The following is a 25,188-nucleotide window of genomic DNA, read 5'->3' as shown; positions in this document are numbered from 1 at the left end:
CATAGTGGCACCAAAGAAGCTCTACACCATCAGGAGGAATCACTATGGCTCGTGCGGTCGGTATCGACCTCGGGACCACCAACTCCGTCGTTGCAGTCCTGGAAGGTGGCGACCCCGTCGTCGTCGCCAACTCCGAGGGCTCACGCACCACACCGTCTATCGTCGCGTTCGCGCGTAACGGTGAGGTGCTCGTCGGCCAGCCCGCCAAGAACCAGGCGGTCACCAACGTTGACCGCACCATCCGTTCGGTCAAGCGGCACATGGGCACCGACTGGTCCATCGAGATCGACGACAAGAAATACACCGCTCAGGAGATCAGCGCCCGCATTCTGCAGAAGCTGAAGCGCGACGCGGAAGCGTACCTGGGTGAGGACGTCGCCGACGCGGTCGTGACCGTTCCCGCGTACTTCAACGACGCCCAGCGTCAGGCCACCAAGGAAGCCGGCCAGATCGCCGGCCTCAACGTGCTGCGCATCGTCAACGAGCCGACCGCGGCGGCCCTGGCCTACGGCCTGGACAAGGGCGAGAAGGAACAGACCATCCTGGTCTTCGACCTCGGGGGCGGTACCTTCGACGTCTCGTTGCTCGAGATCGGCGAGGGTGTGGTCGAGGTCCGCGCCACCAGTGGTGACAACCACCTCGGTGGTGACGACTGGGATGACCGTGTCGTCGAGTGGCTCGTCGACAAGTTCAAGGGCACCAGCGGAATCGACCTGACCAAGGACAAGATGGCGATGCAGCGGCTGCGTGAGGCCGCCGAGAAGGCCAAGATCGAGCTCTCGAGTTCGCAGAGCACCTCGATCAATCTGCCTTACATCACCGTCGACGCGGACAAGAACCCGTTGTTCCTCGACGAGCAGCTGACCCGCGCCGAATTCCAGCGCATCACCCAGGATCTGCTCGACCGCACGCGTCAGCCGTTCCAGTCGGTCATCAAGGACGCCGGCATCTCGGTGTCCGAGATCGACCACGTGGTGCTGGTCGGTGGTTCCACGCGCATGCCCGCGGTGACCGAGCTGGTCAAGGAGCTCACCGGCGGTAAGGAGCCCAACAAGGGCGTCAACCCCGACGAGGTCGTGGCCGTTGGTGCCGCGCTGCAGGCGGGTGTCCTCAAGGGCGAGGTGAAAGACGTTCTGCTGCTTGACGTCACACCGTTGAGCCTTGGCATTGAGACCAAGGGCGGCGTGATGACCAAGCTGATCGAGCGCAACACCACGATCCCGACCAAGCGGTCGGAGACCTTCACCACGGCCGATGACAATCAGCCGTCGGTGCAGATCCAGGTCTTCCAGGGTGAGCGCGAAATCGCTTCGCACAACAAGCTGCTCGGCTCGTTCGAGCTGACCGGTATCCCGCCGGCTCCGCGCGGTGTTCCGCAGATCGAGGTCACCTTCGACATCGACGCCAACGGCATCGTGCACGTCACGGCCAAGGACAAGGGCACCGGCAAGGAGAACACGATCAAAATCCAGGAAGGCTCCGGCCTGTCCAAGGAGGAGATCGACCGGATGATCAAGGATGCCGAGGCGCACGCCGAGGAGGACCGCAAGCGTCGCGAAGAGGCCGACGTCCGCAACCAGGCCGAGTCACTGGTCTACCAGACCGAGAAGTTCATCAAGGAGCAGCGCGAAGCCGAAGGCGGGTCGCAGGTTCCCGAGGACACGCTGGCCAAGGTCGACGGCGCGATCGCCGAGGCCAAGTCAGCGCTGGGCGGCACCGACATCGCCGCGATCAAGACGGCGATGGAGAAGCTGGGCCAGGAGTCTCAGGCGCTGGGTCAGGCGATCTACGAAGCCACTCAAGCGGCCGGCGGACAGGCCGGCGGCGCCGAGTCCGGCGGCTCATCCGGCTCCGCTGATGATGTCGTGGACGCGGAGGTGGTCGACGACGACCGGGAGTCCAAGTGACTCAAGGAAATCCGCAAGAGCAGGTAACTGTCACCGACAAACGGCGGATTGATCCCGAGACCGGAGAAGTACGGAATGTCCCACCCGGCCCCCAAACAGCAGGGGCGCCGGGCGGGGCAGCTTCCGAAGGGTTCACCGGCGAAACTCCGGAGGAGGCAGGCAAGGCGGCCGAACTGATCGCCGACCTGCAACGGGTTCAAGCCGACTTCGCGAACTACCGCAAGCGGGCGCTGCGCGACCAGCAGGCCGCGGCGGATCGGGCCAAAGCCACCGTTGTCAGCCAATTGCTGGGCGTCCTCGACGATCTCGACCGTGCGCGCAAGCACGGTGACCTGGAGTCCGGCCCATTGAAGTCGGTTGCCGACAAGCTGATGAGCGCGCTGACCGGACTCGGTCTGGTGGCGTTCGGTGCCGAGGGCGAAGATTTCGACCCGTTGCTACACGAAGCCGTTCAGCACGAGGGTGATGGCGGCGAGGGCTCCAAACCGGTGATCGGCACGGTGATGCGCGAGGGCTACAAACTGGGCGAGAACGTGTTGCGTCACGCCCTGGTTGGTGTCGTGGACACGGTCTCGGGTGACGGCGCTGAAGCCAGCGCCTCGCCGAGCGCGGCCCCCGCCGCGAGCGACACCGACGAAAATACCGACACCTCCGGTGATTGAGGCACAGAATCAGCACAACAGGAATAGCGAAAGGTGAGGGGAGGTGACGCGACATGGCCCAGCGTGAATGGGTCGAAAAGGACTTCTATAAGGAGCTTGGCGTCTCCTCCGACGCCAGCCCCGAAGAGATAAAGCGCGCCTATCGCAAGTTGGCGCGCGATCTGCATCCGGATGCGAATCCCGACAACCCCGCCGCCGGTGAACGGTTCAAAGCGGTGTCGGAGGCGCACAACGTCCTGTCGGATCCGGCCAAGCGCAAGGAGTACGACGAAACCCGCCGGCTCTTCGCCGGTGGTGGCCTTGGCGGCCGGCGGTTCGACACCGGCGGCTTCGGTGGTTTCAACGTGGGCGGCGACGGCGCCGAGTTCAATCTCAACGATTTGTTCGACGCCGCGGGCCGCAGCGGTGGCACCAACATCGGCGACCTCTTCGGCGGCTTGTTCGGACGCGGCGCGAGCGGTCGTCCCAGCCGGCCCCGGCGTGGCAACGATCTGGAAACCGAGACTGAGCTGGATTTCGTCGAGGCCGCCAATGGCGTCGCGATGCCGTTGCGGTTGACCAGCCCGGCACCATGCACCAATTGCCATGGCAGCGGGGCACGTCCGGGTACCAGTCCGAAGGTATGTCCCACCTGTAACGGCGCCGGCGTGGTCAGCAGCAACCAGGGGGCATTCGGTTTCTCCGAGCCCTGCACCGACTGCCGGGGCAGTGGCTCGATCATCGAGCACCCCTGCGACGAGTGCAAAGGCACCGGCGTCACCACTCGCACCCGCACCATCAACGTGCGAATCCCTCCCGGTGTCGAAGACGGACAACGGATTCGACTGCCCGGGCAGGGTGAGGCCGGGTTGCGCGGTGCGCCGTCGGGCGACCTCTACGTGACGGTGCATGTGCGGCCGGACAAGGTCTTCAGCCGCGACGGCGACGATCTCACCGTGACGGTTCCAGTGAGCTTCAGCGAATTGGCTTTGGGGTCAACGCTTTCGGTCCCTACGCTGGACGGCAAGGTTGGCGTGCGGGTGCCCAAGGGAACCGCCGACGGCCGGATCCTGCGGGTGCGCGGACGCGGTGTGCCCAAGCGCAGCGGCGGCAGCGGAGACCTGCTGGTCACCGTGAAAGTCGCTGTGCCACCCAACTTGGAAGGCGCTGCGCAAGAGGCGCTGGAGGTGTATGCCGAGGCCGAGCGCGCCAGTGGGTTCAATCCGCGGGCGGGATGGGCGGGTAACCGCTGATGGCAAAAAACTCCAAGCGAGAGGATGCCCGCACCTTTTTGATCTCGGTCGCGGCCGAGCTGGCCGGCATGCATGCGCAGACCTTACGTACCTACGATCGCCTCGGGCTGGTGACACCGACCCGCACTCCCGGTGGCGGACGGCGTTATTCGCAGCGCGACGTGGACCTGCTGCGCGAGGTGCAACGGCTCTCGCAGGACGAGGGCGTCAACCTCGCCGGCATCAAGCGCATTATCGAGCTGACCAATCAGGTCGAGGCGCTGCAGTCGCGGCTGAAAGAAATGGCCGACGAGATAGCCGTGTTGCGGGGCAACCAGCGCCGCGACCTCGCGGTGGTACCCAAGAGCACGGCGCTGGTGGTGTGGCAGCCCCGCAAGGGACGCTAGTCCGCCGGGAGTTTGTCGAGGGTCTTACGCGCTTCCTTGCGGAAGACTTCGTGTTCGTCGTCCAGGTACGCAGCGACGGCGTCGCGCACCCCGGTGGCTTTCTGGCGGACCAGGGCGCGCATCGCCGGGATTCGCATGCCGGGGTGCGGGAGTTGGCTCACAGCAAGATCTTTGGCTTCTTCGGTTTTGATTCCGCCGAGCCATTCAACCAGTACTGACTTGGTAGGAAAATCTCGCTCGGACCGGATCAGGGCAGCCACTCGCGGGAAGTCGGAGCGGTCCGCGACCTGGGCCAGTGCAAAGCCCGCGGCCTCGAGTTCCAGGTTGGTCAGCGGAGGCTCAATTTCGAACTGGTGAAACAAGATATCGGCCGCCGCGCGGTTGCCTTTCGCGTGTTTGGTGATCAGATTTCGAAGTAACCCCGCCCGCCACGCACGGCGGTCCTCATCGGGTGGCACGCGCTCGTCGAGGTGCTCTAGCCAGTCGACAATGATCGGTACGGCTTCCGGATAGTCGTTGCGGGAGTTGACCAATTCCCACACGGTGTCTTCTGGGATACCGGCTTCGTCGAGCTCGCGCTTCATCGCCTGTCGACATTCCGGCCAGGTCTGGGGGTCATCACCGTATTTGTTCATGACAGGTTCTGGCTCGCGTCGATCGTCACATTCAGCCCCGGGTAGTCGTCTCTCAATCTCTGCTCCACTGTGCCAGCGTCGGTGCGGCCCTTGTCCACCACGATGACAAGTTTGTAGCCGTTGTCTCGCGCCCACTGGGCCATGTCGCGGATCTGTTGAGTGGTTTCCAGCTTTTGGACGTTCTTGACTTCGCGTACTACGTGGTTTTCGTCATCGATTTCGTCGGGGATCCGGGTCCTCCGGGCGCCAGTCTTCGGGTCCGTCACCTGGATCGGTCGCTTTGTGGTCTGGTCGATGCCGGCGATCTCTTCGGCGCGACGGCCCTTGCGCCGGTTGTCGTTGACCCGCTGCGTCGGCGTGGGGGTTACGCTGCGCGGCACCAGCGCCAGGATCGACTTGACCGCCGGCAGTGCAGTGCCCATCGCGGTGGCTGCGACTCCCAGGTCCTTCATCGACGAAGTGGCGGTGACGCGCAGTGCGGCGTTGAGCCCGTTGATCTGAGTGACCGCCGTCGCGATGAACGTGTTCTTGATGGCTTCGGCGATGAGGTGCAATTGCGGCGGGTAGGCATCCAGGGCCGTCACGATCAGGTAGAGGCATTTGACGATAAATGCCATGTCGTCCTTGACCGATTTGAGCTCGTTGCCGTAATCCTTGGCCGCGCGCGACATGTCGCCGCATGCGCCCGCGATATCGGTGCTGACGATGCGCGCTTCGTTGAGTCGGTCTATCACAAAGGCGATTTCGGCCGCTTCCACGTCGACGATCAGCCGTTGTTCCTCGGGCCCCGGCTGATCGTCGATGCCCACCAGATCATGACCGAAGGTCTCCCACGCCGCCGATGCCGCCAGCACGTGGTCGGGGTGCCCGTCAGGCCACCCGTCGGTGATCTGGCTCCGGACCAAATCCCAATGCGGCGGCTCGGGGTCGCCGCCCCCGGCGACCGAGCTCACCTTCACCGCGGCGTCGATGAAGGTCCCCGCGGACTCACCCGGCGGCGTGATCGGCGCCCCGTAGGCGTCCCGCTGGTTGAGCGTCGAGGCCTCTTCGGTTTCATCGTGGTTGACCCCGTCCTGGCGCAGCAGGCTGCCCAGGTTGTGGAAGGCATTCACCAGCCGGTAGGCGACCTGCCCGACTTCGTCGGCCGCGGCGTCGTAGGCCGTCGCCCACTGCGGGCCGACCCCGTGCGTGCCGGCCCCGTTTGCGGCGTCCACTCCGGTCAGCTTGTTCAGCGCGGCCGCGGTGTGGTCGCTGTTCTCTTTGTAGGCAGCGGCCGCGTCGTAAAACAACTCTGGATCGACGTCCGTCACCGGTAGCCCCGCCCCACTCTCACGCCTGGCGGTTGAGTCTATGGCAGCCTGGGGTCAGGCGTTAGTCACCTGATCAGGAGCCTCGACGCAATGTCCTACGACCTCACCATCTATGCCCCAGCCAGCATCGACGACGACGAGCTGGAAGCGATCGTCGCAACCATTCCCGGCCTGACCGTCGGCGAGCGCGGTGATCACGAGGTGAGCCTGTTACGGGGCAGGCCGCAGAGCTACGCATTCACCGTGTTCGGGCCCTACGAGGTCGATCCCAACGATGTGCCCGACGAGGTGGTGCCGCACGTACTGGAGCCCACCACAAGCTGGCAGGTCGTCGTTGAGGGCAGTAATCCCGCCGAGGTCAAGCCGGCTCGGCGCCTCGCCAAGGCGCTGGCTATCGCTGCGGGTGGCGTGGCGATCGACGAGCAGACCGAGGACATCCTCGGCGCGAAACGGGCCCGAAAAGTACCGCGCCCGGCATCGGAGCTGATCCGCATTCTCGACCTGCATTGGTACTCACCGGAATCGGCACGCAACGCACCCAGGATCTGGCTCGAGCTGGCGAGAAAGCTTCTGCCCGAGGCGCTTCCACGCCGGTTTGGCAGCTACCACCCCTATCAGCACCGGCTGGACCGCGATGGTGACGACGAATTCGTCTCCACCTATTCCGATGTAGCCTGGTTCAGCGCGACGCTGCCGTGCCTGGACGGTGGACTGTACTCGAACGTGTATGGCGGCAACATGGTCGACCATCTCAGGATGGTGGCCGAGCCGCTGGACGAACCGCGGTGGCGAAACGCGGTGCGGCGCTTCTTCGTCGAGTACGCCCGACGACGCGGCAGCTTGCTCGCCACCGGCGAAGTGCTGCGCAACCACAAACTGTCCGGACCCTCGGATCTCAGCTGGGACCGCAGCGGCACCCTGCGCGGCGCCGACGGAATCCTCGGCTTGCCGGACCCGCCGACCTGGTGGACCTGGCTGGGCAGTGAATATCTCCCCTTGGTCGGTGATTACTTGCCGTCCGAGGGCACGACCTATTACGACGAGGGCGCCCTGTATGTGCCCATGGACGAGCCTGCCGACCGCGGCCAACTCGCCGCGTTGCCCGATCCGTTCCCGAAGTCGTTGCGTGTCAAGGCTGTTCCTTCGGAGTTCGGGCCGTCGAACCTGCCGACCAACAGTCCGGCCGCTATCCGCCCCACATCGCGGTGTTGACCTCGGCGTTGTGCACGTAGTTGCGGTGGGCGATATGCGCATTGAGGTGCATGTCGAACACCACCTCGCTCATCTCGTCGGCCCAGCGCTGCCAATGCTGCAGACGCTCGAGGAACGCGTCGAATCCCACGCCTTCCCAGGTCTGTTGCAGGCCCTTCAAATCGGTGGCGACTTCGTTCAGGCGGTCCTTCATCGTCTGACAGAACTGCCGCAATGCGTCGGCCGCATCCACCAGCTCTGCCTCGTTGACGGTGCGCCGCGCCACGATCAGAGCCCGCTCACCGGGGGCGCGATGCTGCCGAGTGCGTTGGCCCCGGTGTCTTCCATTTTCGCGTAGGCCGCGGCGGCCGCGGACAGCGATTCTCCGATCCAGCGCAAGTCGCCGAGCATGTCGCCGCACTCGTCGTTGATCTCGGCCCAGATGCTCAGATACGCGCTGGCCGCCTGTCCCGTCCAGGTGCGGCCGAGGCTGTTCAGCTGCGTTCCGAGCCGGGCACGCATGCCCTCGATCTCGTCGGCCGCATCGGTTGCCACTTTGGACGCGTGCGTCAACCCCGCACAGTAGGCCCGTAGCTCATTCCCCGCCATCCCCCGCACCTTTCGAAAGAGGTCCTGATTCAGGCTACCCTCAAACACATGGCCGGTTGGCGCGACAACGTGACAGCAGAAGCGCAAGCCGATCTCGATGACCTGGTCGACGCTGCCGTCGATTTCGCGCTGGCGCGCATCGCGTCGGCGGGGGAGTTCCTGCCCTTCACGCTCGCGGTATCGAATGAGGGCGAGCGCCAAGCCATTGCGCCCAACTATCCCCGCGGCCAGGATATTCCGATCGGCGATCAGCTCGCCGCGCAGTGGCGCGCCGTCGCCGATCTGAAGGACAGCCTGCGCGCCGCCGCGGTAGCACTGAATGTGACTCTGCCCGAAAGGAATCGGGACGGCATCGAGATCACCGTAGAACACCGCGACGGGGTGGCCATTGGACTGATATTTCCCTACGCCATCGACGCCGAAGGCGAGGCGGAGTTGGTGGCGCCCACCGCGCACCGCGAAGAGCCGCGGGTGTGGACGGCCTGAGCCGTTACTTCGCCGGCGGTAAATCCCGCAGCTTCGCCAGCGCCTCGACAACCCGGTTCTCCAGGTCGCCCACTTCGGCATCGACGTTTTCATTCGCGAAAACTGTTGCCTCGCTCAGGGCTTCGTTGATTCGTTCCGACACCTCCTGGGCGCCGAGGCCGAGAATCCCAGGATCGATGCGCAAGTCGACTAGCCGCAGCTGACCGTTGACAGTTACCTCGACGGTGCCGGTCTGATCGCTGACCGCGAAGGCCTCGGTGCGCATCCGCTCGACCTGCTCGTCGAGTAGTGACAGCACCGAGTTCCATCGCTGCAGCAGCTGCTCGACCTCGGGACGCATGAGGCTAGACCCGGATGGAGAACACCGAGACCGCCGGCTCGCCGGGGCGCGCGGTGCGGTAACCGCCGCGGTTCAGCGCGTCGGTCGGTGCGGTCATAGGCTCGAAGCAGACCAGGTCCTCGCCGGGTGGGGCGAAGATCTGGGTCGCCGAATAGCCTTGCTCGAAGTGCACTTCCAGCCGGCGCCCGCCGCCGGACACCGCGAACACCGCGCCATCGGCCACCTGGTCGTACGCATCGTCAAAAGTGTTGTCGCCCAACGGCTCTTTCCTGGCAGGCTGCTGCATGTAGCCACCGGTCGGCAGGCCGCGCTCGTCGAGACTGAGCTGCCGCAGCGCCGGCGTCTCGATGATCCACTCGCCGCGCGCCGCGTCGGGCACCCGTAGATACGGGTGAAATCCGAAACACAGCGGGACCGCGGTCTTGCCGGTCGCGGTGACGGTGGTGCGCACCGTCAGCGTCCGCCCGGCCAGCCGCAGGGATACCGTCAAAAGGTGCGGATACGGGAAGCTGGCCAGCAGCCGCGGCTCGGCGCCGAAGTCGACTTCGGCGGTCAGCTCGCTGGCCGATTCCGCCACCGCTCGCCAGCCGGGGTAGGCGGCCAGGGTGCCGTGGATCGGCAAGCCGTTGGGGTCGGCCCGTACCCCGTTCTCACCCGGCGTCAGCTCGACGGTCACCTTCTCGGCCGTATAAGTGTTGCTGCTCAGCCGATTTGCCCACGGGTACAGAATCGGGATGCCCATGGTCTTGCCGGCTTCGATGTAGGCATCCAAGCCGCGCCGCTGACCGAGCAACTCCACTCCGGAGTCGGTCAGCGAGATGCCGATCATGCCCGCGTCCGGCACGAATTGTGCGGCCACCGATGACGTGGGGTCGCGCAGGGTCACCACATGCACGCGGTCAGCCTAGCGGCGATCGCAAGCGCGGCGCAGCCGGGCGCTGCGGGTCGGCGCCATCGGTCCAGCGGCGATCGCAAGCGCGGCGCAGCCGGGCGCTGCGGGTCGGCGCCATGCGGCTAGCGGCTCAGCGGGTCGTGCTGAATACGCTCCGCCGGGGCACCTTTGGCGATCAGCGCGGCCTTGGTCGCCTGGACCATCTTCGGCCCACCACAGATCAGGATCTGCCGGTCGCCCCAACCGCCGTATTTGGTGACCACCTCGGGGAGTTGGCCGATCTGGTGAACATGCAGGCCGCGCGGCGGCGTGACGTCCGGGTAATCCGCGGCCCACGCGGGGTCGCTGTTGTATTCCGACACCGGCGAGACCGACAGCCAGGGGTTGTGGGCACAGACCTGCCACAGCGTCGGCAGATCGTACAGCTCGCAGCGGTAGCGCGCGCCGAAGAACAGGTGCACCCGCGGGTTGTCCGCGTAGCGGGACAGGTCCATGATCAGCGCCCGCAACGGTGCCAATCCGGTGCTGCCGGCCACCATCAGGACGTCGCCGCCGTCGCGGTCGACCTGTAAGCCACCGTGTGGGCTCGATAACCGCCAGCGGTCGCCCGGTCGGGTTTCGTTGACGATCGCGGTGCTGACCAGGCCGCCGGGGACCTGGCGGACGTGAAACTCGATCCCGGCATCGGGGTCGGCGGGGATGGCGGGACTGAGAAACCGCCACCGCCGCGGGCATTGCGGAACGTGGACGTTGACGTACTGACCCGGGTGATAGCGCATCGGGCGGTCGAGTCGCAGCCGCACCACCGCGAGGTCCCGGGAGACCCGCTGATGCTCGATGACGGTGCCGTCCCACCACGCAGGTCCCCCTTCGGCGTCGGCGGCCCCGCTCATCACTCCGGTGATCAAGTTCAGCGACTGGTTGGCGGCTTCGTCGACGGCATCCGTCCAGGCTCCGGGGCTATGTTGGCCCAAGTGGGCGCGCAGTGTTGTCCGTAACGCCCGCCGCAGCGACTCGTAATGTGCCGGCAGCACACCGTATTTGCGGTGATCGCGGCCGAGCTGGGCGAGAAAGGCTACCGGCTCCTGGGCGCGCTGCTCCACCAGCTCGCCGTAGACCCAGTGCAGTGCGTGGCCGAAAGCGGCTCGCTGAGCGTCCATTTCGGGCGGGAACAGGTCGCGCACCGAGCCGTCGACTGCGAACCAGTGAGTGTAGAAGCGGTGGACGAGCTCGCCGCCGGCGCCCGAGTCGTCCGGGGCCAGCGCGTCGCGCAGCACCCGCAACGCATCGGAGTCCTCTAGTCCCACGGGGCCCGATTGTAAGCTCGCCCAGGCACGTCAGCCCTGGCCGACGGTGTTCGACGTTGCGGTGTTGGCGACATTCGGCGAGCCCCAGTGGTAGGTGACGACGTTGTCCGTGCCCGCCGTGCTGATCGCATCCGTGCTGTCGATCGTGACGTGATTCCCCTTGCCGGCCACGCTGAGGCTGGTGCAGTGGCCCGTCACGGTGATCGTGTTGTTCACGCCGCTCACCGAGAGATAGCCGCCGTTGCAGGGGATCGTTTTCGTGGTGCCGGACCCGTTGACCTGCAAGGTGCCGTAGTTGGGGACGTTCGTGGGCAGGCCGTGGTCGGCGAGGTCGGTGCCGGTCCCGGTGGCCGCCAAACCTGCCGCGACCAGCCACCCGACCACGATGACCAACCAGCAGGCCATCCCCACCCGCACCCGGGGGCGCAGCCTGCCGACCCAGTTGCCGGTCTCGTCGCGGTCAAGGTCGTAGGCGAAAGCGGTCACACAGCGGGCCCGCGCCGGATTGCGCACGTCGGCCAGGATCACCCCGTCGACGTATCCGCGCCCACGCGCCTCGAGCTCGTCCCGGTGGCCGTCGAGTGTGTAGGACACCTTGGTCGTGGTGTTGGGACCGCTCCAGCGCTCCCGGGTGACCGTCCATCCGTGTGCCACCGGCAGGCGAGCGTTGAAATGCTGTGCACGCGAGAGCTTTTCAGTGCCGGTGACGGTTGCGACCCGGCCCCACTTGAGCAATCCGATTCGCATCCGCGCGCCGGACAGGTGCACGGCATAGATCCCGGCCAGGGCGAGCACCGCCGCCGCGGCGAAGGCCGCGGGCCGGTGGATCCACAGCACGATCGGTGCGATCGCCACCGCCAGTAGCGTCCAGACGTACCGCCACCGAAACGGCAGCAGCTCGGCCAGCCGGAAGGCGGCCGGAACCCTGCGCGGCGGCGGCGCGAGGTCCTTATATGTCTGATTCATGGACCAAAGACCCCTATCGCATCGAGCAGAAAAAATCTAAACTTGAGCGGAACAGACTCAACCTTGACGACGTTGAACAACGCGACAAGCATTTTCCCTATACCCGAACGGAGGTGTCGTGGACTCTTTTAACCCGACCACCAAGACGCAAGCGGCCCTGACATCCGCTTTACAGGCGGCCAGCGCCGCCGGTAACCCCGAGATCAGGCCGGCTCATCTGCTGTTGGCGCTGCTGACCCAGAACGATGGCATCGCCGCGCCGCTGCTGGAAGCTGTCGGTGTCGAGCCCGCGACCATTCGCGCCGAAGCCGAGCGCCTGCTCGAGCGGCTGCCCCAGGCCAGCGGATCCAGCTCGCAACCGCAACTGTCGCGAGAATCGCTGAGCGCTATCACCACCGCCCAGCACCTGGCCACCGAGATGGACGACGAATACGTCTCCACCGAGCACCTGATGGTGGGCCTGGCCACCGGCGATTCCGACGTCGCCAAGCTGCTCACCGGTCATGGCGCGTCGCCGCAGGCGCTCCGGGAGGCGTTCGTCAAGGTCCGCGGCAGCGCCCGGGTCACCAGTCCCGAGCCGGAGGCCACCTATCAGGCGCTGGAGAAGTACTCCACCGACCTGACCGAGCGCGCGCGTGAAGGCAAACTCGACCCGGTCATCGGGCGGGACAACGAGATCCGTCGCGTCGTGCAGGTGCTCTCCCGTCGCACCAAGAACAACCCGGTGCTGATCGGCGAGCCCGGCGTCGGCAAGACCGCGATCGTCGAGGGCCTGGCCCAGCGCATCGTGGCCGGCGACGTGCCCGAGAGTCTGCGCGACAAGACCGTCGTCAGCCTGGACATGGGTTCGATGGTGGCCGGCGCCAAGTACCGCGGCGAGTTCGAGGAGCGGCTCAAGGCCGTGCTCGACGACATCAAGAACTCCGCCGGACAGATCATCACGTTCATCGACGAGCTGCACACCATCGTCGGCGCCGGTGCGACCGGCGAGGGGGCGATGGACGCCGGCAACATGATCAAGCCGATGCTGGCCCGCGGCGAGCTGCGGCTGGTCGGCGCCACCACGCTCGACGAGTACCGCAAGTACATCGAGAAGGATGCTGCGCTGGAGCGGCGTTTCCAGCAGGTGCTGGTCGGTGAGCCGTCGGTGGAGGACACCGTCGGCATCCTGCGCGGGCTCAAGGACCGCTACGAGGTGCACCACGGTGTGCGCATCACCGACTCGGCCCTGGTGGCCGCGGCGACGCTGTCCGACCGCTACATCACCGCCCGCTTCCTGCCGGACAAGGCCATCGACCTCGTCGACGAGGCCGCCAGCCGGCTCAAGATGGAGATCGACTCGCGGCCCGTCGAGATCGACGAGGTCGAGCGCCTGGTGCGCCGCCTCGAGATCGAAGAGATGGCGCTGGAAAAGGAAGAGGACGACGCGTCCAAGGAGCGGCTGGAGAAGCTGCGCTCCGAGCTGGCCGACCAGAAAGAGAAGCTGGCCGAGCTGACCACCAGATGGCAGAACGAGAAGAGCGCCATCGACATCGTCCGCGACCTCAAGGAGCAGCTGGAGGCGTTGCGCGGGGAGTCCGAGCGCGCCGAGCGCGACGGCGACCTGGCCAAGGCCGCCGAGCTGCGCTACGGCCGCATCCCCGAGGTCGAGAAGAAGCTCGACGCCGCGCTGCCGCACGCCGAGGCGCGCGAGAACGTGATGCTCAAGGAAGAGGTCGGGCCCGACGACATCGCCGACGTGGTGTCGGCGTGGACCGGCATTCCCGCCGGACGCATGCTGGAAGGCGAGACCGCCAAGCTGCTGCGCATGGAAGACGAGCTGGGCAAGCGCGTCATCGGGCAGAAGGCGGCGGTGACCGCGGTGTCCGACGCCGTGCGCCGTTCTCGCGCCGGGGTCGCCGATCCCAACCGACCCACCGGGTCGTTCATGTTCCTCGGGCCGACCGGCGTCGGTAAGACCGAGCTGGCCAAGGCGCTGGCCGAGTTCCTGTTCGACGACGAGCGCGCGATGGTCCGCATCGACATGAGCGAGTACGGCGAGAAGCACTCGGTGGCCCGGCTGGTCGGTGCTCCGCCCGGCTACATCGGCTACGACCAGGGCGGTCAGCTGACCGAGGCGGTGCGCCGGCGCCCGTACACGGTGATCCTGTTCGACGAGATCGAAAAGGCCCACCCGGACGTGTTCGACGTGTTGCTGCAGGTGCTCGACGAGGGCCGGCTGACCGACGGGCAGGGCCGCACGGTCGACTTCCGCAACACCATCCTGATCCTGACGTCAAACCTGGGGTCGGGTGGCAGCGAGGAGCAGGTGATGGCGGCGGTGCGCTCCGCGTTCAAGCCGGAGTTCATCAACCGGCTCGACGACGTCATCATCTTCCACGGTCTCGAACCCGGTGAGCTGGTGCAGATCGTCGACATCCAGCTGGCCCAGCTGCAGAAGCGGCTCGCGCAGCGCCGCCTCACCCTCGAGGTGTCGCTGCCGGCCAAGCAGTGGCTGGCGCAGCGCGGGTTCGACCCGGTCTACGGCGCGCGGCCGTTGCGCCGGCTGGTGCAGCAGGCGATCGGCGACCAGCTGGCGAAGATGCTGCTGGCCGGCGAGGTGCACGACGGCGACACGATTCCGGTGAATGTCAGCCCCGACGGGGACGCGCTGATCCTGGGCTAATCCCCAGATCGCCGAACGTGCTCTCACGGCGAGAATTGGGCGGTTATTTCGCCCTCAGAGCACGTTCGGCGGGTTCTTATCGGCGCCGGTCGCCCAGCTCGAAGTCACGGGTCTGGGCGCCGGCGTCGATTACTGCCTGCAGTAGTTGGCGGGCGGCCGGCTGCGCGAGGGTTTCGCGGAACAGCTGATCCTCGATGCGCAGGCCGGTCGTCAGGTCGTTGGCTGCGGCGGCGTCGACCGCGCGCTTCGCGTTCGCGATGGCGACCGCGTGCGACGACGCGATGCGGGCCGCGAGCTTGTCGACGAATCGCCGCAGCTTGTCGGCCGGCAGCGCCCGGTTGACATATCCCCAGGCCTCGGCGGTCTCGGCGTCGATGTCCATGCAGCCGAGGATGACTTCCAGGGCGCGCGCCCGGCCCACCAGCCGGGGCAGCCGCTGGGTGCCGCCACCGCCGGGGATGATGCCGACCGCCAACTCGGGATGACCCAGGACCGCCGCGCCGAGCGCGGCGAACCGCATGTCGAAGGCCATCGCGAACTCGCAGCCGCCGCCGCGGCAGACGCCCTCGATGACCGCGATCGTGGCCTTGGGCAGGGTCCGGATCAGCTCCGTCATGGCGTGAAACTGCGTCAGCTCGTCATGCAGCCCGACGTCCTCTCCAGTTTTGTGCGCGGGCAGGTCCAGGATCAGCCCGACGTCGGCGTGGGCGATGAAGACTTCCGGGTCGGCCGAGTCGACGATCAACACGCGCACCTCGTCGTCGGCCGCGACCTCGCGCGCCAGCCGGTCGAACTCGTTGAGCAGCGGCACGTCCAGCAGATTGATCGGGGGGTTGTCGATCGTCGCCCGGCAAATGCCGTCGGCCGCAGCGACGCGAATCAGCTGGTAGCCCTGGTAGCCCATGGCCGAACCCTACGGGCCTAGGACTCCGAAATCTTCACGTATCCCTGCTGCACGAGCTCGGTCAGCCTCGCCATGGCATTTCGGTTGATCTTGATTCCGGGGATCAGGTCGGCGTTGCCCCAGCCCATGGCCCTCGCCGTGGCGCCGCAAAGCTCGACCTGCGCGCCCCTGCGCGCGAGGTCGACGATGACCGGCTTGTACGGATTGCCGGTCGCGATATGCCGGTTGGCGTTGTACGTCTGATCGTCGAGCGTGGCGTGTCCCGCGTTCGTATGGAACACAACGATCACGCGCGGCTTCACCTTCCATTCCGCGGCATCGTCGAGGACGATCCCCGCGTGGAAGAGCACGGCCGGCATGTCACCCTCGAAGGACAGCGATGCCACGCTGAACACGACGTTCACCTCGTTGAGCTGGACGGGGACGTCGATACGCAACGAATCGTCGTGACCTGACACTTCATACTTCCCTTCGGCCGGCAAACCGATCGGACACGCAGCGTCCTAGCAAACCTTAATGTGGTTGTGACCAGGTCGCATTCTCGGTTCGGGCGGGGTAGCAGATACGCTACTTAGGATGGTCCCCCTTTGGTTCACGCTCTCCGCGCTGTGCTTCGTCGGCGCGGTGGTGTTGCTGTATGTCGACGTCGATCGTCGGCGGGGACGCAGCCGGCGTCGCAAGTCGTGGGCTCGGTCGCACGGTTTCGACTACGAGCGCGAATCGACCGATATCCTCAAGCGCTGGAAGCGCGGCGTGATGTCGACGGTGGGGGACGTTTCCGCCCATAACGTCGTGCTGGGACAGATCCGCGGCGAAGCCGTCTACATCTTCGATCTCGAGGAAGTCGCCACGGTGATCGCGCTGCACCGCAAGGTGGGCACCAACGTCGTAGTCGACCTGCGGCTCAAGGGACTGAAAGAACCGCGCGAGAGCGACATTTGGCTGTTGGGCGCGATCGGCCCGCGGATGGTGTACTCGACCAACTTGGACGCGGCCCGGCGGGCCTGCGACCGTCGCATGGTCACCTTCGCGCACACCGCGCCGGACTGCGCCGAGATCATGTGGAACGAACAGAACTGGACGCTGGTCGCGATGCCGGTCTCCAGCACGCGCACCGAGTGGGACGAGGGCCTGCGCACGGTGCGTCAGTTCAACGACCTGCTGCGGGTGTTGCCGCCGGTGCCGGCCGAAAGCGACGAGCCGGCCGGACTGCGCAACGCGGCGCCGAGCCGTCCACTGGCCCCGGCCGGCCGGGCGGAATTGCCGCCGCGGCGTTCGGCCCAGGATGTTTCCGGGCTGCTGGGAGACGCCGGGCACCGTGCCCCGGAGCCCACCCGCCGTGACGAGGGCCGCACCGAAGCCATCCGGCGCCCCCCGTCGTCGACCGGGCGCAACGGCCAGCAGGCCAGTAACTTCCACCACTGAAATCTGTTGTGCTGCAACGGTGAAGTAAAGGGTGCCTAAGGCCGTGGCCGAATCTGACCGTGCGGAACTGGCCAAGCTGGTGCGTCAATTGTCGGTGGTGCACGGCCGGGTGACCCTGTCGTCGGGCAAAGAGGCCGACTACTACGTCGACCTGCGCCGGGCCACGCTGCACCACCGGGCCTCCGCCCTGATCGGGGTGCTGATGCGCGAACTCACCGCGGACTGGGATTACGCGGTCGTCGGCGGCCTGACGCTGGGCGCGGATCCGGTCGCGACCGCCATCATGCATGCGCCCGGACGCCCGATCGACGCCTTCGTGGTGCGTAAGTCCGCGAAAGCCCATGGCCTGCAACGTCTTATCGAGGGCTCGGAGGTATCCGGTCAACGCGTGCTGGTCGTCGAGGACACCAGCACCACCGGTGGCTCGGCGCTGACGGCGGTGCACGCCGTGCAGGACGCGGGAGCCGAAGTCGTCGGCGTGGCCACCGTGGTGGACCGCGCCACCGGTGCCGCGGAGGCCATCCAGGCCGAAGGGCTGCGCTACCGCAGCGTGCTCGGCCTGGCCGATCTGGGGTTGGGCTAGGGCCTCATCGCTGTGCGCCGGTTCCTTGCGATAGCAGTCTGTTTGGTCATTTGCCTGACGGGCTGCTCGGGTTCCAACCACGCTGTGGCGCCGTACGGAGCGCAGGGCGCGCGGCTGGGTGAATCGCTGGCGCTGCTGGGCTGGAACATGTCGGTGTCGAACCTGCGCTGGGACGGCGACTACGTGTTGGTCGACGTCGATGCCTCACCGACGGATCCCAAAGCGCCGCATGCCAAACCGGAGGACATCCGGTTCGGGCTCTACGGCGCGCTCGCCCACCCGATGGAAGCCGCGGGGCTGGGCAGCTGCGACAAAGCGATGGCCACGGCGAACGACATCCGGACGCCGCTGTCGGCGCCCCCGGACCGGCTGACCGGCGCGGTGTGCCTGGGCCCGCTGACGGACCGCAGCCAGGTGCGCGGCGTGTACAGCTACTCCGAGCGGGACCGGATCGCCGACACCTCCGCGGCTTACCCCGCGGCGTTTCCGGTGGGGTTGATGCCGACCAACGTCAACGACACCGGTCTGGTCGTCAAGACCACCAGCCTGTCGGCCTGGCACGGGGACGGTAAACCGGTGACCAACGCGCAACTCGGTGATCCGGGAGCCTTCACCGGCGCCGGCTACATGCTGCTCGGGCTGGAGGCCGAGGCCGTCGCCGCCCGGTACCGCGACGACTCCGTCCGTCGCGGCGGCCCGATGATGCTGCTCACCTCGCCGACCGTGCCCGGCCGCGGCCTGAACCCGGCCTGCGCCGTATACGGATCGTCGGTGCTGATCTTGCCCGACGCCTCGTTGGACGCGGTGCGCGTCTCCGCGTCGTTGTGCACCCAGGGCGAAATCAACCAGGCGTTGCTGTATGCGACGGTCGCGATCGTCGGCACCCACGCCGGGGTGTGGACGCCGCGATGAGCGAGTCCGGGCCGGGTCCCACCGAGTGGGCGGTACCACCGGCCACCGGCGTCGGGCCCTGGGAAGGCGAGCTGCCCGCGGACCCACGGTATGACCCAATTCTGTTGCGCGACGGTGACACTCGCAATGTCGTCGATGCCTACCGGTATTGGACCCGGGAGGCGATCATCGCCGACATCGACCATCGCCGGCACCCGCTGCACATCGCGATCGAAAACTTCGGCCACGACGCGAATATCGGTTCGGTGGTGCGCACCGCCAACGCGTTCGCGGTCGACACCGTGCACATCGTCGGGCGGCGTCGCTGGAATCGCCGCGGCGCCATGGTGACCGATCGCTATCAACGGCTGTGTCATCACGACAGCACCGCCGAGTTGCTGGATTTCGCGACGGCCGCCGGACTGAGCGTTGTCGCGGTGGACAATGTGCCGGGTGCCGCACGCCTGGAGGAAGTCGCACTGCCGCGCGAATGTCTGCTGGTGTTCGGTCAAGAGGGGCCGGGCATCACCGACGACACCCGGCTGGGTGCGGCGGTCACGGTGTCGATCGCCCAGTTCGGCTCGACCCGCAGCATCAACGCCGGCGTCGCCGCCGGGATCGCGATGCACGCCTGGATCCGGCAGCATGGGGACCTCAGCCGCGCTTGGTAACCACCGCGTCGGGTGTGCGCTGACGGCGTCGGGTGTGCGCTGACGGCGGCGCCACGCCGACAGAGGCCGCCCCGGACGCACACTCCAAGCCGTGGCAGCACACCCGAGAGCCGCTTAGCTCCACAGCGTGACGTGGACCTTCGGGCGAAATCTCGTCACCCCGACACCGGAGCCGCGAATCATCGCCTGGATGCACCGCGGCGTGGTGATGAAGCGGACCAGCTCCGACACCGCGGGCTGACGCGCCGCGGGCGCGAGGGTCGTCGCACACCACTCACCCGAGCGGTCCAGGCCCGGGCCGTTCACATGCACCAGCCTGCCCGCGGCGAGATCCTTGGCGACCGCGAAACCGATCGTCAACGCGACACCGCCGACCCGCTGCACCTCCTCGAGCGCGGCCGCATTGCTCTGGAAGATGCGTTGCTGCGACTCCGGAATTGCCAAGTCGCGCAGCATGTTTGCGATTTCTCCGTCCACGCTGCCCGCCGACGGCCCGAGCATCCACTGCTGCTGGCGAAACAGCCCCGACGCCGGATTGCCCGCGGCCAGTGGACTATTCGGTGCGACGACGGTGATGATCTGATATTTGAGGAAGGGCCGCACGAATATCGACTCGTCGGGCGCGGCGGAGCTCTCACTGGCCGGGCCGATCGCGATGTCGACGGCGCGCGATGCGATCAGCTCACGGAAACGGCTCGTCGGATGCACACTCAACTCCACCGACAGGTCGTCGGCCCGCGACGAGAACAACTCGATCAGGCCGGGCGCGGCGTGTTCGGCGAACGCCGTCGACGCCGCGATGCGCAGCAGCCGGCGCCCGTGCGCCGCCTCGGTGACCTCGATCGCGGTTTGCTGCTGCAGGCCTAGGATTTCGACCGCGCGGCTGGCCAGTCGCAGCCCACCGGGCGTGAACGCCAGCCCCGCACCGGTTCTGGTGAACAATGGGTCGTCGAGTTCCTTGCGCAGGGCGGCGACATGCATCGAGATTCCGGCGTCGGAAACGCCCAGTTCCGCGGCGGCGGCTCGCACCGAGCCCAACCGAACCACCGCCGAATAGGCCCGAAGTTGAGCCGGAGTCATGGTTATGAGCCTACGTTGGGATTTGTGCGAGACGTGCTTGCCGAATTAATGAAGATTTGGCGTGCTGGTGGCACCGCTGGTTTGGGAACCGTGGTGCGCACCTTCCGCTCGGCGCCGCGGCTGCCGGGAGCCTCGATGGTGGTCATGCCGGACGGCTCGGTGGTCGGGTCGGTATCGGGCGGATGCGTGGAAGGTGCTGTCTACCAAGCCGCCACGGAGGTGACGCAGACCGGGACACCGCGGCTGGAGCGCTACGGGGTCAGCGACGGCGACGCCTTCGCGGTCGGCCTGACATGCGGCGGCGTCATCGGCATCTTCGTCGAGGCGGTGTCGCAGGCAACCTTTCCCGAACTAGAGACGCTCTCGCAGGACGTCGACGCGCAGCGCCCGGTCGCGGTCGCGGTCGTCATCGCCCATCCCGATCCGCAGTGGATCGGCCGACGGCTCGTCGTCCGTCGTGACTCGGAGGCGGGATCGCTGGGATCGGCGCGCGCCGACGCCGCGGTCGCCGACGACGCGCGCGGACTGCTCGCGGTGGGCCGCAGCGAGGTGCTCAAATACGGGCCCGACGGGCAACGGCTCGGCGAAGGCATGGAGGTGTTCGTCTCCAGCTACGCCCCGCAGCCGCGGATGCTCGTCTTCGGCGCCATCGACTTCGCCGCCGCCCTCGCCCAGCAGGGCGCCTTCCTCGGCTACCGCGTCACGGTGTGCGACGCGCGTTCCCTGTTCGCCACCCGGGCCCGTTTCCCGGCGGCCGAACACGTCGTCGTCGACTGGCCGCACCGCTATCTGGCCGCCGAGGCTGAGGCGGGCGCGGTCGACGAGAGCACCGTGATTTGCGTGCTCACCCATGATCCGAAGTTCGACGTCCCCGTGCTCGAGGTGGCGTTGCGGCTGCCGCGGATCGGCTACGTGGGAGCGATGGGCTCGCGGCGTACGCACGACGACCGGATGCAGCGGCTGCGGTCGGCCGGGCTGACCGATGCCGACCTGAGCCGGCTCGCCAGCCCGATCGGGCTGGACCTGGGCGCTCGAACGCCGGAGGAGACCGCGGTCTCGATCGCCGCCGACGTCATCGCCAGACGGTGGGGCGGCGGCGGTTTGCCACTGGCCCAACTGGGCGGCCGGATCCACCACGACGCGCCGGAGCAGCAGGTCACAGGCGAGTTCGAGGCGACTTCAACGATCCCTTAACTCGCTATTGACGCGCCTGTCAGAGCGGCCGACACTTGGGTTCCCCTTCCAAGTGAGGTGCGTCACATGCAGGTACCCGGGCCCTTCGAATATGAACGCGCAACCAGCGTCGACCACGCCATCGGATTACTGGATCGGTTGGGGGAGGGGGCGCGAGTAGTCGCCGGCGGCCACAGCCTGCTGCCGATGATGAAGCTGCGCATTGCCAACCCCGAATACCTCGTCGACATCAACGACCTGGCGCTCGAACTCGGGTACGTGATCACCGATCCGACCCTGGTCCGCATCGGTGCCATGACCCGTCACCGCGAGCTGCTGGATTCCGATCCGCTGGCCGCCGTATGCCCGATCTTCCGCGACGCCGAACGCGTGATCGCCGACCCCGTCGTTCGCAACCGCGGCACCCTCGGCGGCTCGCTGTGCCAGGCGGATCCGGCCGAGGATCTGTCGACCGTGTGCGCGGCGCTGGACGCGGTGTGCCTGGCCCGGGGGCCGTCGGGCGAACGCGAAATACCGATCGACGACTTCATCGTCGGCCCGTACGAAACCGCGCTCGACTTCAACGAGATGCTCGTCGAGGTGCGAATCCCGTTGCGGCACAATACTTCCAGTGCCTACGCGAAAGTCGAACGGCGCGTGGGTGATTGGGCTGTCACGGCGGCGGGCGCGGCGCTCACCCTCGACGGTGCCGCCATCGCCGGCGCGCGGCTGGGCCTGACCGCCGTCAACGCCGACCGCAGCGCGCTGGCCGACGTCGCGGCCGGGCTGGCCGGGCAGCCGGCCACCGACGAGGTGTTCGCCGATGCGGGCCAGCGGGCAGCGCAGGCCTGTGACCCGGTGACCGATGTGCGCGGCACCGCCGAGTACAAGCGGCATCTGGCCGCCGAACTGACCACTCGCACCTTGCGCACCGCCGCCGAACGAGTACGTGCAGGAGGGAATTAGTCATGCAGGTGAATATGACGGTCAACGGCGAGCAGGTGAGCGCCGACGTCGAACCCCGGATGCTGCTTGTGCATTTCCTGCGAGACCACTTGCGGCTCACCGGTACTCATTGGGGCTGCGACACCAGTAACTGCGGAACCTGCGTGGTCGACGTCGACGGCGTGCCGGTGAAATCCTGCACGATGCTCGCCGCGATGGCCTCGGGACACAGCGTGCGCACCGTAGAAGGACTGGCGGGGCCAGACGGCGCCCTGGACCCGGTGCAGGAAGGTTTCATGCGCTGCCACGGCCTGCAATGCGGCTTCTGCACGCCGGGCATGATGATCACGGCCCGCGCCCTGCTGGACCGCGACCCGGACCCCGACGAAGAGACCATCCGGGAAGCGATTTCGGGGCAGATCTGCCGCTGCACCGGATACACCACGATCGTGCGGTCCATCCAATGGGCCGCGTCGCACTCAGCTCCCGTGGAGGCCGGCTCATGACCACCTTTAAAGGGGAGGCATCGCGCCCGCCGTCACCGGAAGACCTGGCCGACAACGACCAGAAGCCCTGCGGCTACGGCCGCATGATGCGCAAGGAGGATCCCCGATTCATCCGGGGCCACGGCAATTACGTCGACGACGTCGTGTTGCCGGGCATGCTGCACCTGGCAATCCTGCGCTCGCCGTACGCGCACGCGCGCATCGTCGGCATCGATGTGACTGCCGCACAAGCGCATCCGAAGGTCAAGGCGGTGGTCACCGGTGCCGACCTGGCCGAGAAGGGCCTGGCCTGGATGCCAACGCTGTCCAACGATGTGCAAGCGGTGCTGGCCACCGATAAGGTGCGCTTTCAGGGTCAGGAGGTGGCGTTCGTCGTAGCCGAGGACCGCTATTCGGCACGCGACGCGCTGGAGCTCATCGACGTCGAGTACGACCCGCTCGATCCCGTGGTCGACGTGCGCACCGCGCTCGATCCGTCCGCGGCGGTGATCCGCACCGATCTGGAAGGCAAGACCGACAATCACTGCTTCGACTGGGAGACCGGCGACGCGGCCGCCACCGAAGCCGTGTTCGCCAAGGCCGACGTGGTGGTCAAACAGGAGATCGTCTACCCCCGGGTACACCCGGCACCGATGGAAACCTGTGGTGCGGTAGCCGATTTGGACCCAATCACGGGAAAGCTGAGGCTGTGGTCCACCAGCCAGGCGCCGCACGCACACCGCACGCTGTATGCGTTGGTAGCCGGGCTGCCCGAGCACAAGATCCAGGTCATCTCGCCCGACATCGGCGGGGGATTCGGCAACAAGGTGCCGATCTATCCCGGTTACGTGTGCGCGATCGTCGGCTCGCTGCTGCTGGGCAAGCCGGTCAAGTGGATGGAGGACCGCAGCGAGAACCTCACCTCGACGGGTTTCGCCCGCGACTACATCATGGTCGGCGAGATCGCGGCCACCAACGAGGGAAAGATCCTGGCGATCCGCTCCACCGTGCTGGCCGACCACGGTGCCTTCAACGGCACGGCGGCCCCGGTGAAGTACCCGGCGGGCTTTTTCGGGGTGTTCACCGGGAGCTACGACATCGAAGCCGCCTACTGTCACATGACCGCGGTGTACACCAACAAGGCGCCCGGCGGCGTCGCGTACGCGTGTTCGTTCCGGATCACTGAGGCGGTGTATTTCGTTGAGCGGCTGGTGGATTGCCTGGCGTTCGACCTGAAGATGGACCCGGCCGAGCTGCGGCTGCGAAACCTGCTGCGGCCCGAGCAGTTCCCGTACCGGAGCAAGACCGGCTGGGTGTACGACTCCGGCGACTACGAGACCACGATGCGCAAGGCCATGGACATGATCGGCTACGACGCGTTGCGGGCCGAGCAGAAGGCGAAGCGTGAGCGTGGCGAGCTGATGGGCATCGGCATGTCCTTCTTCACCGAGGCGGTCGGCGCCGGCCCGCGCAAGGATATGGACATCCTCGGCCTCGGCATGGCCGACGGCTGCGAACTGCGGGTGCACCCCACCGGCAAAGCGGTGGTGCGGCTCTCGGTGCAGACGCAGGGGCAGGGCCACGAGACGACGTTCGCCCAGATCGTCGCCGAGGAGCTGGGAATTCCGCCCGACGACATCGACGTGGTGCACGGCGACACCGATCAGACGCCGTTCGGGCTGGGGACCTACGGCAGCCGGTCCACGCCGGTGTCCGGGGCGGCCGCCGCGCTGGTCGCCCGCAAGGTCCGCGACAAGGCGAAGATCATCGCGTCGGGCATGCTCGAGGTTTCGGTCGCCGACTTGGATTGGGAGAAAGGCAAATTCCACGTCAAGGGCGACCCGTCGGCAGCGGTCACGATTCAGGACATCGCGATGCGCGCGCACGGCGCCGGCGATTTGCCCGAGGGTATCGAGGGTGGGCTGGACGCACAGGTCTGCTACAACCCGGAGAACCTGACTTACCCCTACGGCGCCTATTTCTGTGTGGTGGACATCGATCCGGGCACCGCGGTGGTCAAGGTGCGGCGCTTCCTCGCCGTCGACGACTGCGGTACGCAGATCAACCCGATGATCATCGAGGGTCAGGTCCACGGCGGCATCGTCGACGGCATCGGGATGGCGCTGATGGAGATGATCGCCTTTGACGAGGAGGGCAACTGCCTGGGCGGGTCGCTGATGGACTACCTGATCCCGACCGCGGTCGAGGTGCCGCATCTGGAGACCGGACACACCGTGACGCCGTCGCCGCATCACCCGATCGGCGCGAAGGGCATCGGCGAATCGGCGACGGTCGGTTCACCACCCGCGGTGGTCAACGCGGTGGTGGATGCATTGGCGCCGTTCGGAGTTCGGCACGCCGACATGCCGCTGACGCCGTCGCGGGTCTGGGAGGCCATGCAGGGTAGAGCGCGGCCACCGATCTAACGCGACGTGACGATGCA

General features: G+C 66.9%; 26 protein-coding genes. 15 read left to right on the top strand and 11 right to left on the bottom strand.

Annotated elements, in window-relative coordinates; genetic code table 11:
* The first annotated feature begins 44 nt into the window (after window positions 1-44).
* Genes dnaK through SKC41_RS04580 form a run of 4 tightly spaced genes read left to right on the top strand, consistent with a single transcriptional unit; the run spans window position 45 to window position 4,187 of the window.
* Entirely contained in the window at window positions 45-1,907 is a 1,863-nt protein-coding gene (dnaK, locus tag SKC41_RS04595; protein WP_330976534.1) for a molecular chaperone DnaK, read from the top strand.
* The gene (grpE, locus tag SKC41_RS04590) at window positions 1,904-2,569 is read left to right on the top strand and encodes a nucleotide exchange factor GrpE (RefSeq protein ID WP_330976533.1); all 666 of its coding nucleotides are present in this window, start codon (window positions 1,904-1,906) and stop codon (window positions 2,567-2,569) included. Before dnaK ends, grpE begins: the two co-directional genes overlap by 4 nt.
* 53 nt (window positions 2,570-2,622) lie before the next feature.
* Window positions 2,623-3,801, top strand: coding sequence for a molecular chaperone DnaJ (gene dnaJ / locus SKC41_RS04585; RefSeq protein WP_330976532.1), 1,179 nt, complete (start codon window positions 2,623-2,625; stop codon window positions 3,799-3,801).
* Window positions 3,801-4,187: a heat shock protein transcriptional repressor HspR gene (locus tag SKC41_RS04580; protein WP_330976531.1), complete on the top strand. Its 387-nt coding sequence runs from the start codon at window positions 3,801-3,803 to the stop codon at window positions 4,185-4,187. The genes dnaJ and SKC41_RS04580 overlap by 1 nt, the downstream gene beginning before the upstream one ends.
* On the opposite strand, the gene SKC41_RS04575 is transcribed toward SKC41_RS04580, so the two are convergent.
* Together SKC41_RS04575 and SKC41_RS04570 are read right to left on the bottom strand one after the other, a co-directional pair.
* A complete protein-coding gene (locus SKC41_RS04575) occupies window positions 4,184-4,822 on the bottom strand; it encodes a HEAT repeat domain-containing protein (RefSeq protein WP_330976530.1) in 639 nt (212 codons plus the stop codon). The genes SKC41_RS04580 and SKC41_RS04575 overlap by 4 nt on opposite strands.
* On the bottom strand, window positions 4,819-6,132 hold the full coding sequence (locus tag SKC41_RS04570) for a putative toxin (RefSeq protein ID WP_330976529.1): 1,314 nt from the start codon (window positions 6,130-6,132) through the stop codon (window positions 4,819-4,821). The genes SKC41_RS04575 and SKC41_RS04570 overlap by 4 nt, the downstream gene beginning before the upstream one ends.
* A 90-nt stretch (window positions 6,133-6,222) precedes the next feature.
* Here SKC41_RS04570 and SKC41_RS04565 point away from each other — a divergent pair, with 90 nt between their 5' ends.
* Entirely contained in the window at window positions 6,223-7,344 is a 1,122-nt protein-coding gene (locus SKC41_RS04565) for a hypothetical protein (protein ID WP_330976528.1), read from the top strand.
* Here the strand turns inward: SKC41_RS04565 and SKC41_RS04560 are convergent.
* Entirely contained in the window at window positions 7,319-7,609 is a 291-nt protein-coding gene (locus SKC41_RS04560) for a WXG100 family type VII secretion target (RefSeq protein WP_330976527.1), read from the bottom strand. The two genes, SKC41_RS04565 and SKC41_RS04560, sit on opposite strands and share 26 nt — an antisense overlap.
* Before the next feature lie 2 nt (window positions 7,610-7,611).
* Complete coding sequence (locus tag SKC41_RS04555) at window positions 7,612-7,932, bottom strand: WXG100 family type VII secretion target (protein ID WP_330976526.1); 321 nt, start codon at window positions 7,930-7,932, stop codon at window positions 7,612-7,614.
* A gap of 48 nt (window positions 7,933-7,980) precedes the next feature.
* Here SKC41_RS04555 and SKC41_RS04550 point away from each other — a divergent pair, with 48 nt between their 5' ends.
* Window positions 7,981-8,418, top strand: coding sequence for a hypothetical protein (locus SKC41_RS04550; RefSeq protein ID WP_330976525.1), 438 nt, complete (start codon window positions 7,981-7,983; stop codon window positions 8,416-8,418).
* A 4-nt stretch (window positions 8,419-8,422) separates the two neighbouring features.
* Here the strand turns inward: SKC41_RS04550 and SKC41_RS04545 are convergent, their stop codons facing one another.
* The 4 genes from SKC41_RS04545 to SKC41_RS04530 all read right to left on the bottom strand — a co-directional run bounded on the left by SKC41_RS04545 (window position 8,423) and on the right by SKC41_RS04530 (window position 11,923).
* On the bottom strand, window positions 8,423-8,758 hold the full coding sequence (locus tag SKC41_RS04545; RefSeq protein WP_330976524.1) for a YbaB/EbfC family nucleoid-associated protein: 336 nt from the start codon (window positions 8,756-8,758) through the stop codon (window positions 8,423-8,425).
* A gap of 4 nt (window positions 8,759-8,762) precedes the next feature.
* Window positions 8,763-9,653, bottom strand: coding sequence for an aldose 1-epimerase (locus SKC41_RS04540; protein WP_330976523.1), 891 nt, complete (start codon window positions 9,651-9,653; stop codon window positions 8,763-8,765).
* Between the two features lie 119 nt (window positions 9,654-9,772).
* On the bottom strand, window positions 9,773-10,957 hold the full coding sequence (locus SKC41_RS04535) for an FAD-binding oxidoreductase (RefSeq protein WP_330976522.1): 1,185 nt from the start codon (window positions 10,955-10,957) through the stop codon (window positions 9,773-9,775).
* A gap of 30 nt (window positions 10,958-10,987) precedes the next feature.
* On the bottom strand, window positions 10,988-11,923 hold the full coding sequence (locus tag SKC41_RS04530) for a DUF3060 domain-containing protein (protein WP_330976521.1): 936 nt from the start codon (window positions 11,921-11,923) through the stop codon (window positions 10,988-10,990).
* A gap of 118 nt (window positions 11,924-12,041) precedes the next feature.
* Between SKC41_RS04530 and clpB the strand changes: the two genes are divergently transcribed.
* Window positions 12,042-14,588 carry an ATP-dependent chaperone ClpB gene (gene clpB / locus SKC41_RS04525; RefSeq protein WP_330976520.1) on the top strand — a complete coding sequence of 849 codons (2,547 nt, stop codon included), beginning with the start codon at window positions 12,042-12,044 and terminating at the stop codon, window positions 14,586-14,588.
* 76 nt (window positions 14,589-14,664) lie between these two features.
* On the opposite strand, the gene SKC41_RS04520 is transcribed toward clpB, so the two are convergent.
* A complete protein-coding gene (locus SKC41_RS04520) occupies window positions 14,665-15,492 on the bottom strand; it encodes an enoyl-CoA hydratase/isomerase family protein (protein WP_330976519.1) in 828 nt (275 codons plus the stop codon).
* 17 nt (window positions 15,493-15,509) lie between these two features.
* Window positions 15,510-15,929 (bottom strand): DsrE family protein, encoded by a 420-nt coding sequence (locus SKC41_RS04515; RefSeq protein WP_330976518.1) that lies wholly within the window; start codon window positions 15,927-15,929, stop codon window positions 15,510-15,512.
* Between the two features lie 139 nt (window positions 15,930-16,068).
* On the opposite strand from SKC41_RS04515, the gene ttfA reads away from it, so the two are divergent.
* Genes ttfA through SKC41_RS04495 form a run of 4 tightly spaced genes read left to right on the top strand, consistent with a single transcriptional unit; the run spans window position 16,069 to window position 19,062 of the window.
* Window positions 16,069-16,917, top strand: coding sequence for a trehalose monomycolate transport factor TtfA (ttfA, locus tag SKC41_RS04510; protein ID WP_330976517.1), 849 nt, complete (start codon window positions 16,069-16,071; stop codon window positions 16,915-16,917).
* 43 nt (window positions 16,918-16,960) lie between these two features.
* Window positions 16,961-17,500, top strand: coding sequence for an orotate phosphoribosyltransferase (gene pyrE, locus SKC41_RS04505; protein ID WP_330976516.1), 540 nt, complete (start codon window positions 16,961-16,963; stop codon window positions 17,498-17,500).
* 12 nt (window positions 17,501-17,512) lie between these two features.
* On the top strand, window positions 17,513-18,412 hold the full coding sequence (locus SKC41_RS04500; RefSeq protein WP_330976515.1) for a hypothetical protein: 900 nt from the start codon (window positions 17,513-17,515) through the stop codon (window positions 18,410-18,412).
* Entirely contained in the window at window positions 18,409-19,062 is a 654-nt protein-coding gene (locus tag SKC41_RS04495) for a TrmH family RNA methyltransferase (protein WP_330976514.1), read from the top strand. The genes SKC41_RS04500 and SKC41_RS04495 overlap by 4 nt, the downstream gene beginning before the upstream one ends.
* Window positions 19,063-19,176: 114 nt before the next feature.
* Here SKC41_RS04495 and SKC41_RS04490 read toward each other — a convergent pair whose 3' ends face one another.
* On the bottom strand, window positions 19,177-20,142 hold the full coding sequence (locus tag SKC41_RS04490; RefSeq protein ID WP_330976513.1) for a LysR family transcriptional regulator: 966 nt from the start codon (window positions 20,140-20,142) through the stop codon (window positions 19,177-19,179).
* A gap of 24 nt (window positions 20,143-20,166) precedes the next feature.
* On the opposite strand from SKC41_RS04490, the gene SKC41_RS04485 reads away from it, so the two are divergent.
* From SKC41_RS04485 to SKC41_RS04470, 4 genes are all read left to right on the top strand, one after another.
* Window positions 20,167-21,336, top strand: coding sequence for an XdhC/CoxI family protein (locus SKC41_RS04485; protein WP_330976512.1), 1,170 nt, complete (start codon window positions 20,167-20,169; stop codon window positions 21,334-21,336).
* A gap of 66 nt (window positions 21,337-21,402) precedes the next feature.
* Window positions 21,403-22,281: an FAD binding domain-containing protein gene (locus SKC41_RS04480; protein WP_330976511.1), complete on the top strand. Its 879-nt coding sequence runs from the start codon at window positions 21,403-21,405 to the stop codon at window positions 22,279-22,281.
* 2 nt (window positions 22,282-22,283) lie between these two features.
* Window positions 22,284-22,766 carry a (2Fe-2S)-binding protein gene (locus SKC41_RS04475; RefSeq protein ID WP_330976510.1) on the top strand — a complete coding sequence of 161 codons (483 nt, stop codon included), beginning with the start codon at window positions 22,284-22,286 and terminating at the stop codon, window positions 22,764-22,766.
* Window positions 22,763-25,171, top strand: coding sequence for an aerobic carbon-monoxide dehydrogenase large subunit (locus SKC41_RS04470; RefSeq protein ID WP_330976509.1), 2,409 nt, complete (start codon window positions 22,763-22,765; stop codon window positions 25,169-25,171). Before SKC41_RS04475 ends, SKC41_RS04470 begins: the two co-directional genes overlap by 4 nt.
* Window positions 25,172-25,188: the final 17 nt, after the last annotated feature.

The organism is Mycobacterium sp. 050128, assembly GCF_036409155.1.
Lineage (GTDB): Bacteria > Actinomycetota > Actinomycetes > Mycobacteriales > Mycobacteriaceae > Mycobacterium.
The sequence above is the reverse complement of the archived record's forward strand: the minus strand, read 5'-3'. Positions and strand labels throughout refer to the sequence as shown.

What these genes read in the sequence shown, in the direction of transcription:
- SKC41_RS04480 (WP_330976511.1), top strand. Translation starts at nt 21,403, where the DNA reads ATGCAGGTACCCGGGCCCTTCGAATATGAACGCGCAACCAGCGTCGAC.
- SKC41_RS04580 (WP_330976531.1), top strand. Translation starts at nt 3,801, where the DNA reads ATGGCAAAAAACTCCAAGCGAGAGGATGCCCGCACCTTTTTGATCTCG.
- SKC41_RS04550 (WP_330976525.1), top strand. Translation starts at nt 7,981, where the DNA reads ATGGCCGGTTGGCGCGACAACGTGACAGCAGAAGCGCAAGCCGATCTC.
- SKC41_RS04495 (WP_330976514.1), top strand. Translation starts at nt 18,409, where the DNA reads ATGAGCGAGTCCGGGCCGGGTCCCACCGAGTGGGCGGTACCACCGGCC.
- dnaK (WP_330976534.1), top strand. Translation starts at nt 45, where the DNA reads ATGGCTCGTGCGGTCGGTATCGACCTCGGGACCACCAACTCCGTCGTT.
- SKC41_RS04530 (WP_330976521.1), bottom strand. Translation starts at nt 11,923, where the DNA reads ATGAATCAGACATATAAGGACCTCGCGCCGCCGCCGCGCAGGGTTCCG.
- SKC41_RS04490 (WP_330976513.1), bottom strand. Translation starts at nt 20,142, where the DNA reads ATGACTCCGGCTCAACTTCGGGCCTATTCGGCGGTGGTTCGGTTGGGC.
- SKC41_RS04470 (WP_330976509.1), top strand. Translation starts at nt 22,763, where the DNA reads ATGACCACCTTTAAAGGGGAGGCATCGCGCCCGCCGTCACCGGAAGAC.
- SKC41_RS04545 (WP_330976524.1), bottom strand. Translation starts at nt 8,758, where the DNA reads ATGCGTCCCGAGGTCGAGCAGCTGCTGCAGCGATGGAACTCGGTGCTG.
- SKC41_RS04575 (WP_330976530.1), bottom strand. Translation starts at nt 4,822, where the DNA reads ATGAACAAATACGGTGATGACCCCCAGACCTGGCCGGAATGTCGACAG.
- SKC41_RS04565 (WP_330976528.1), top strand. Translation starts at nt 6,223, where the DNA reads ATGTCCTACGACCTCACCATCTATGCCCCAGCCAGCATCGACGACGAC.
- dnaJ (WP_330976532.1), top strand. Translation starts at nt 2,623, where the DNA reads ATGGCCCAGCGTGAATGGGTCGAAAAGGACTTCTATAAGGAGCTTGGC.
- SKC41_RS04475 (WP_330976510.1), top strand. Translation starts at nt 22,284, where the DNA reads ATGCAGGTGAATATGACGGTCAACGGCGAGCAGGTGAGCGCCGACGTC.
- SKC41_RS04520 (WP_330976519.1), bottom strand. Translation starts at nt 15,492, where the DNA reads ATGGGCTACCAGGGCTACCAGCTGATTCGCGTCGCTGCGGCCGACGGC.
- SKC41_RS04555 (WP_330976526.1), bottom strand. Translation starts at nt 7,932, where the DNA reads ATGGCGGGGAATGAGCTACGGGCCTACTGTGCGGGGTTGACGCACGCG.
- ttfA (WP_330976517.1), top strand. Translation starts at nt 16,069, where the DNA reads ATGGTCCCCCTTTGGTTCACGCTCTCCGCGCTGTGCTTCGTCGGCGCG.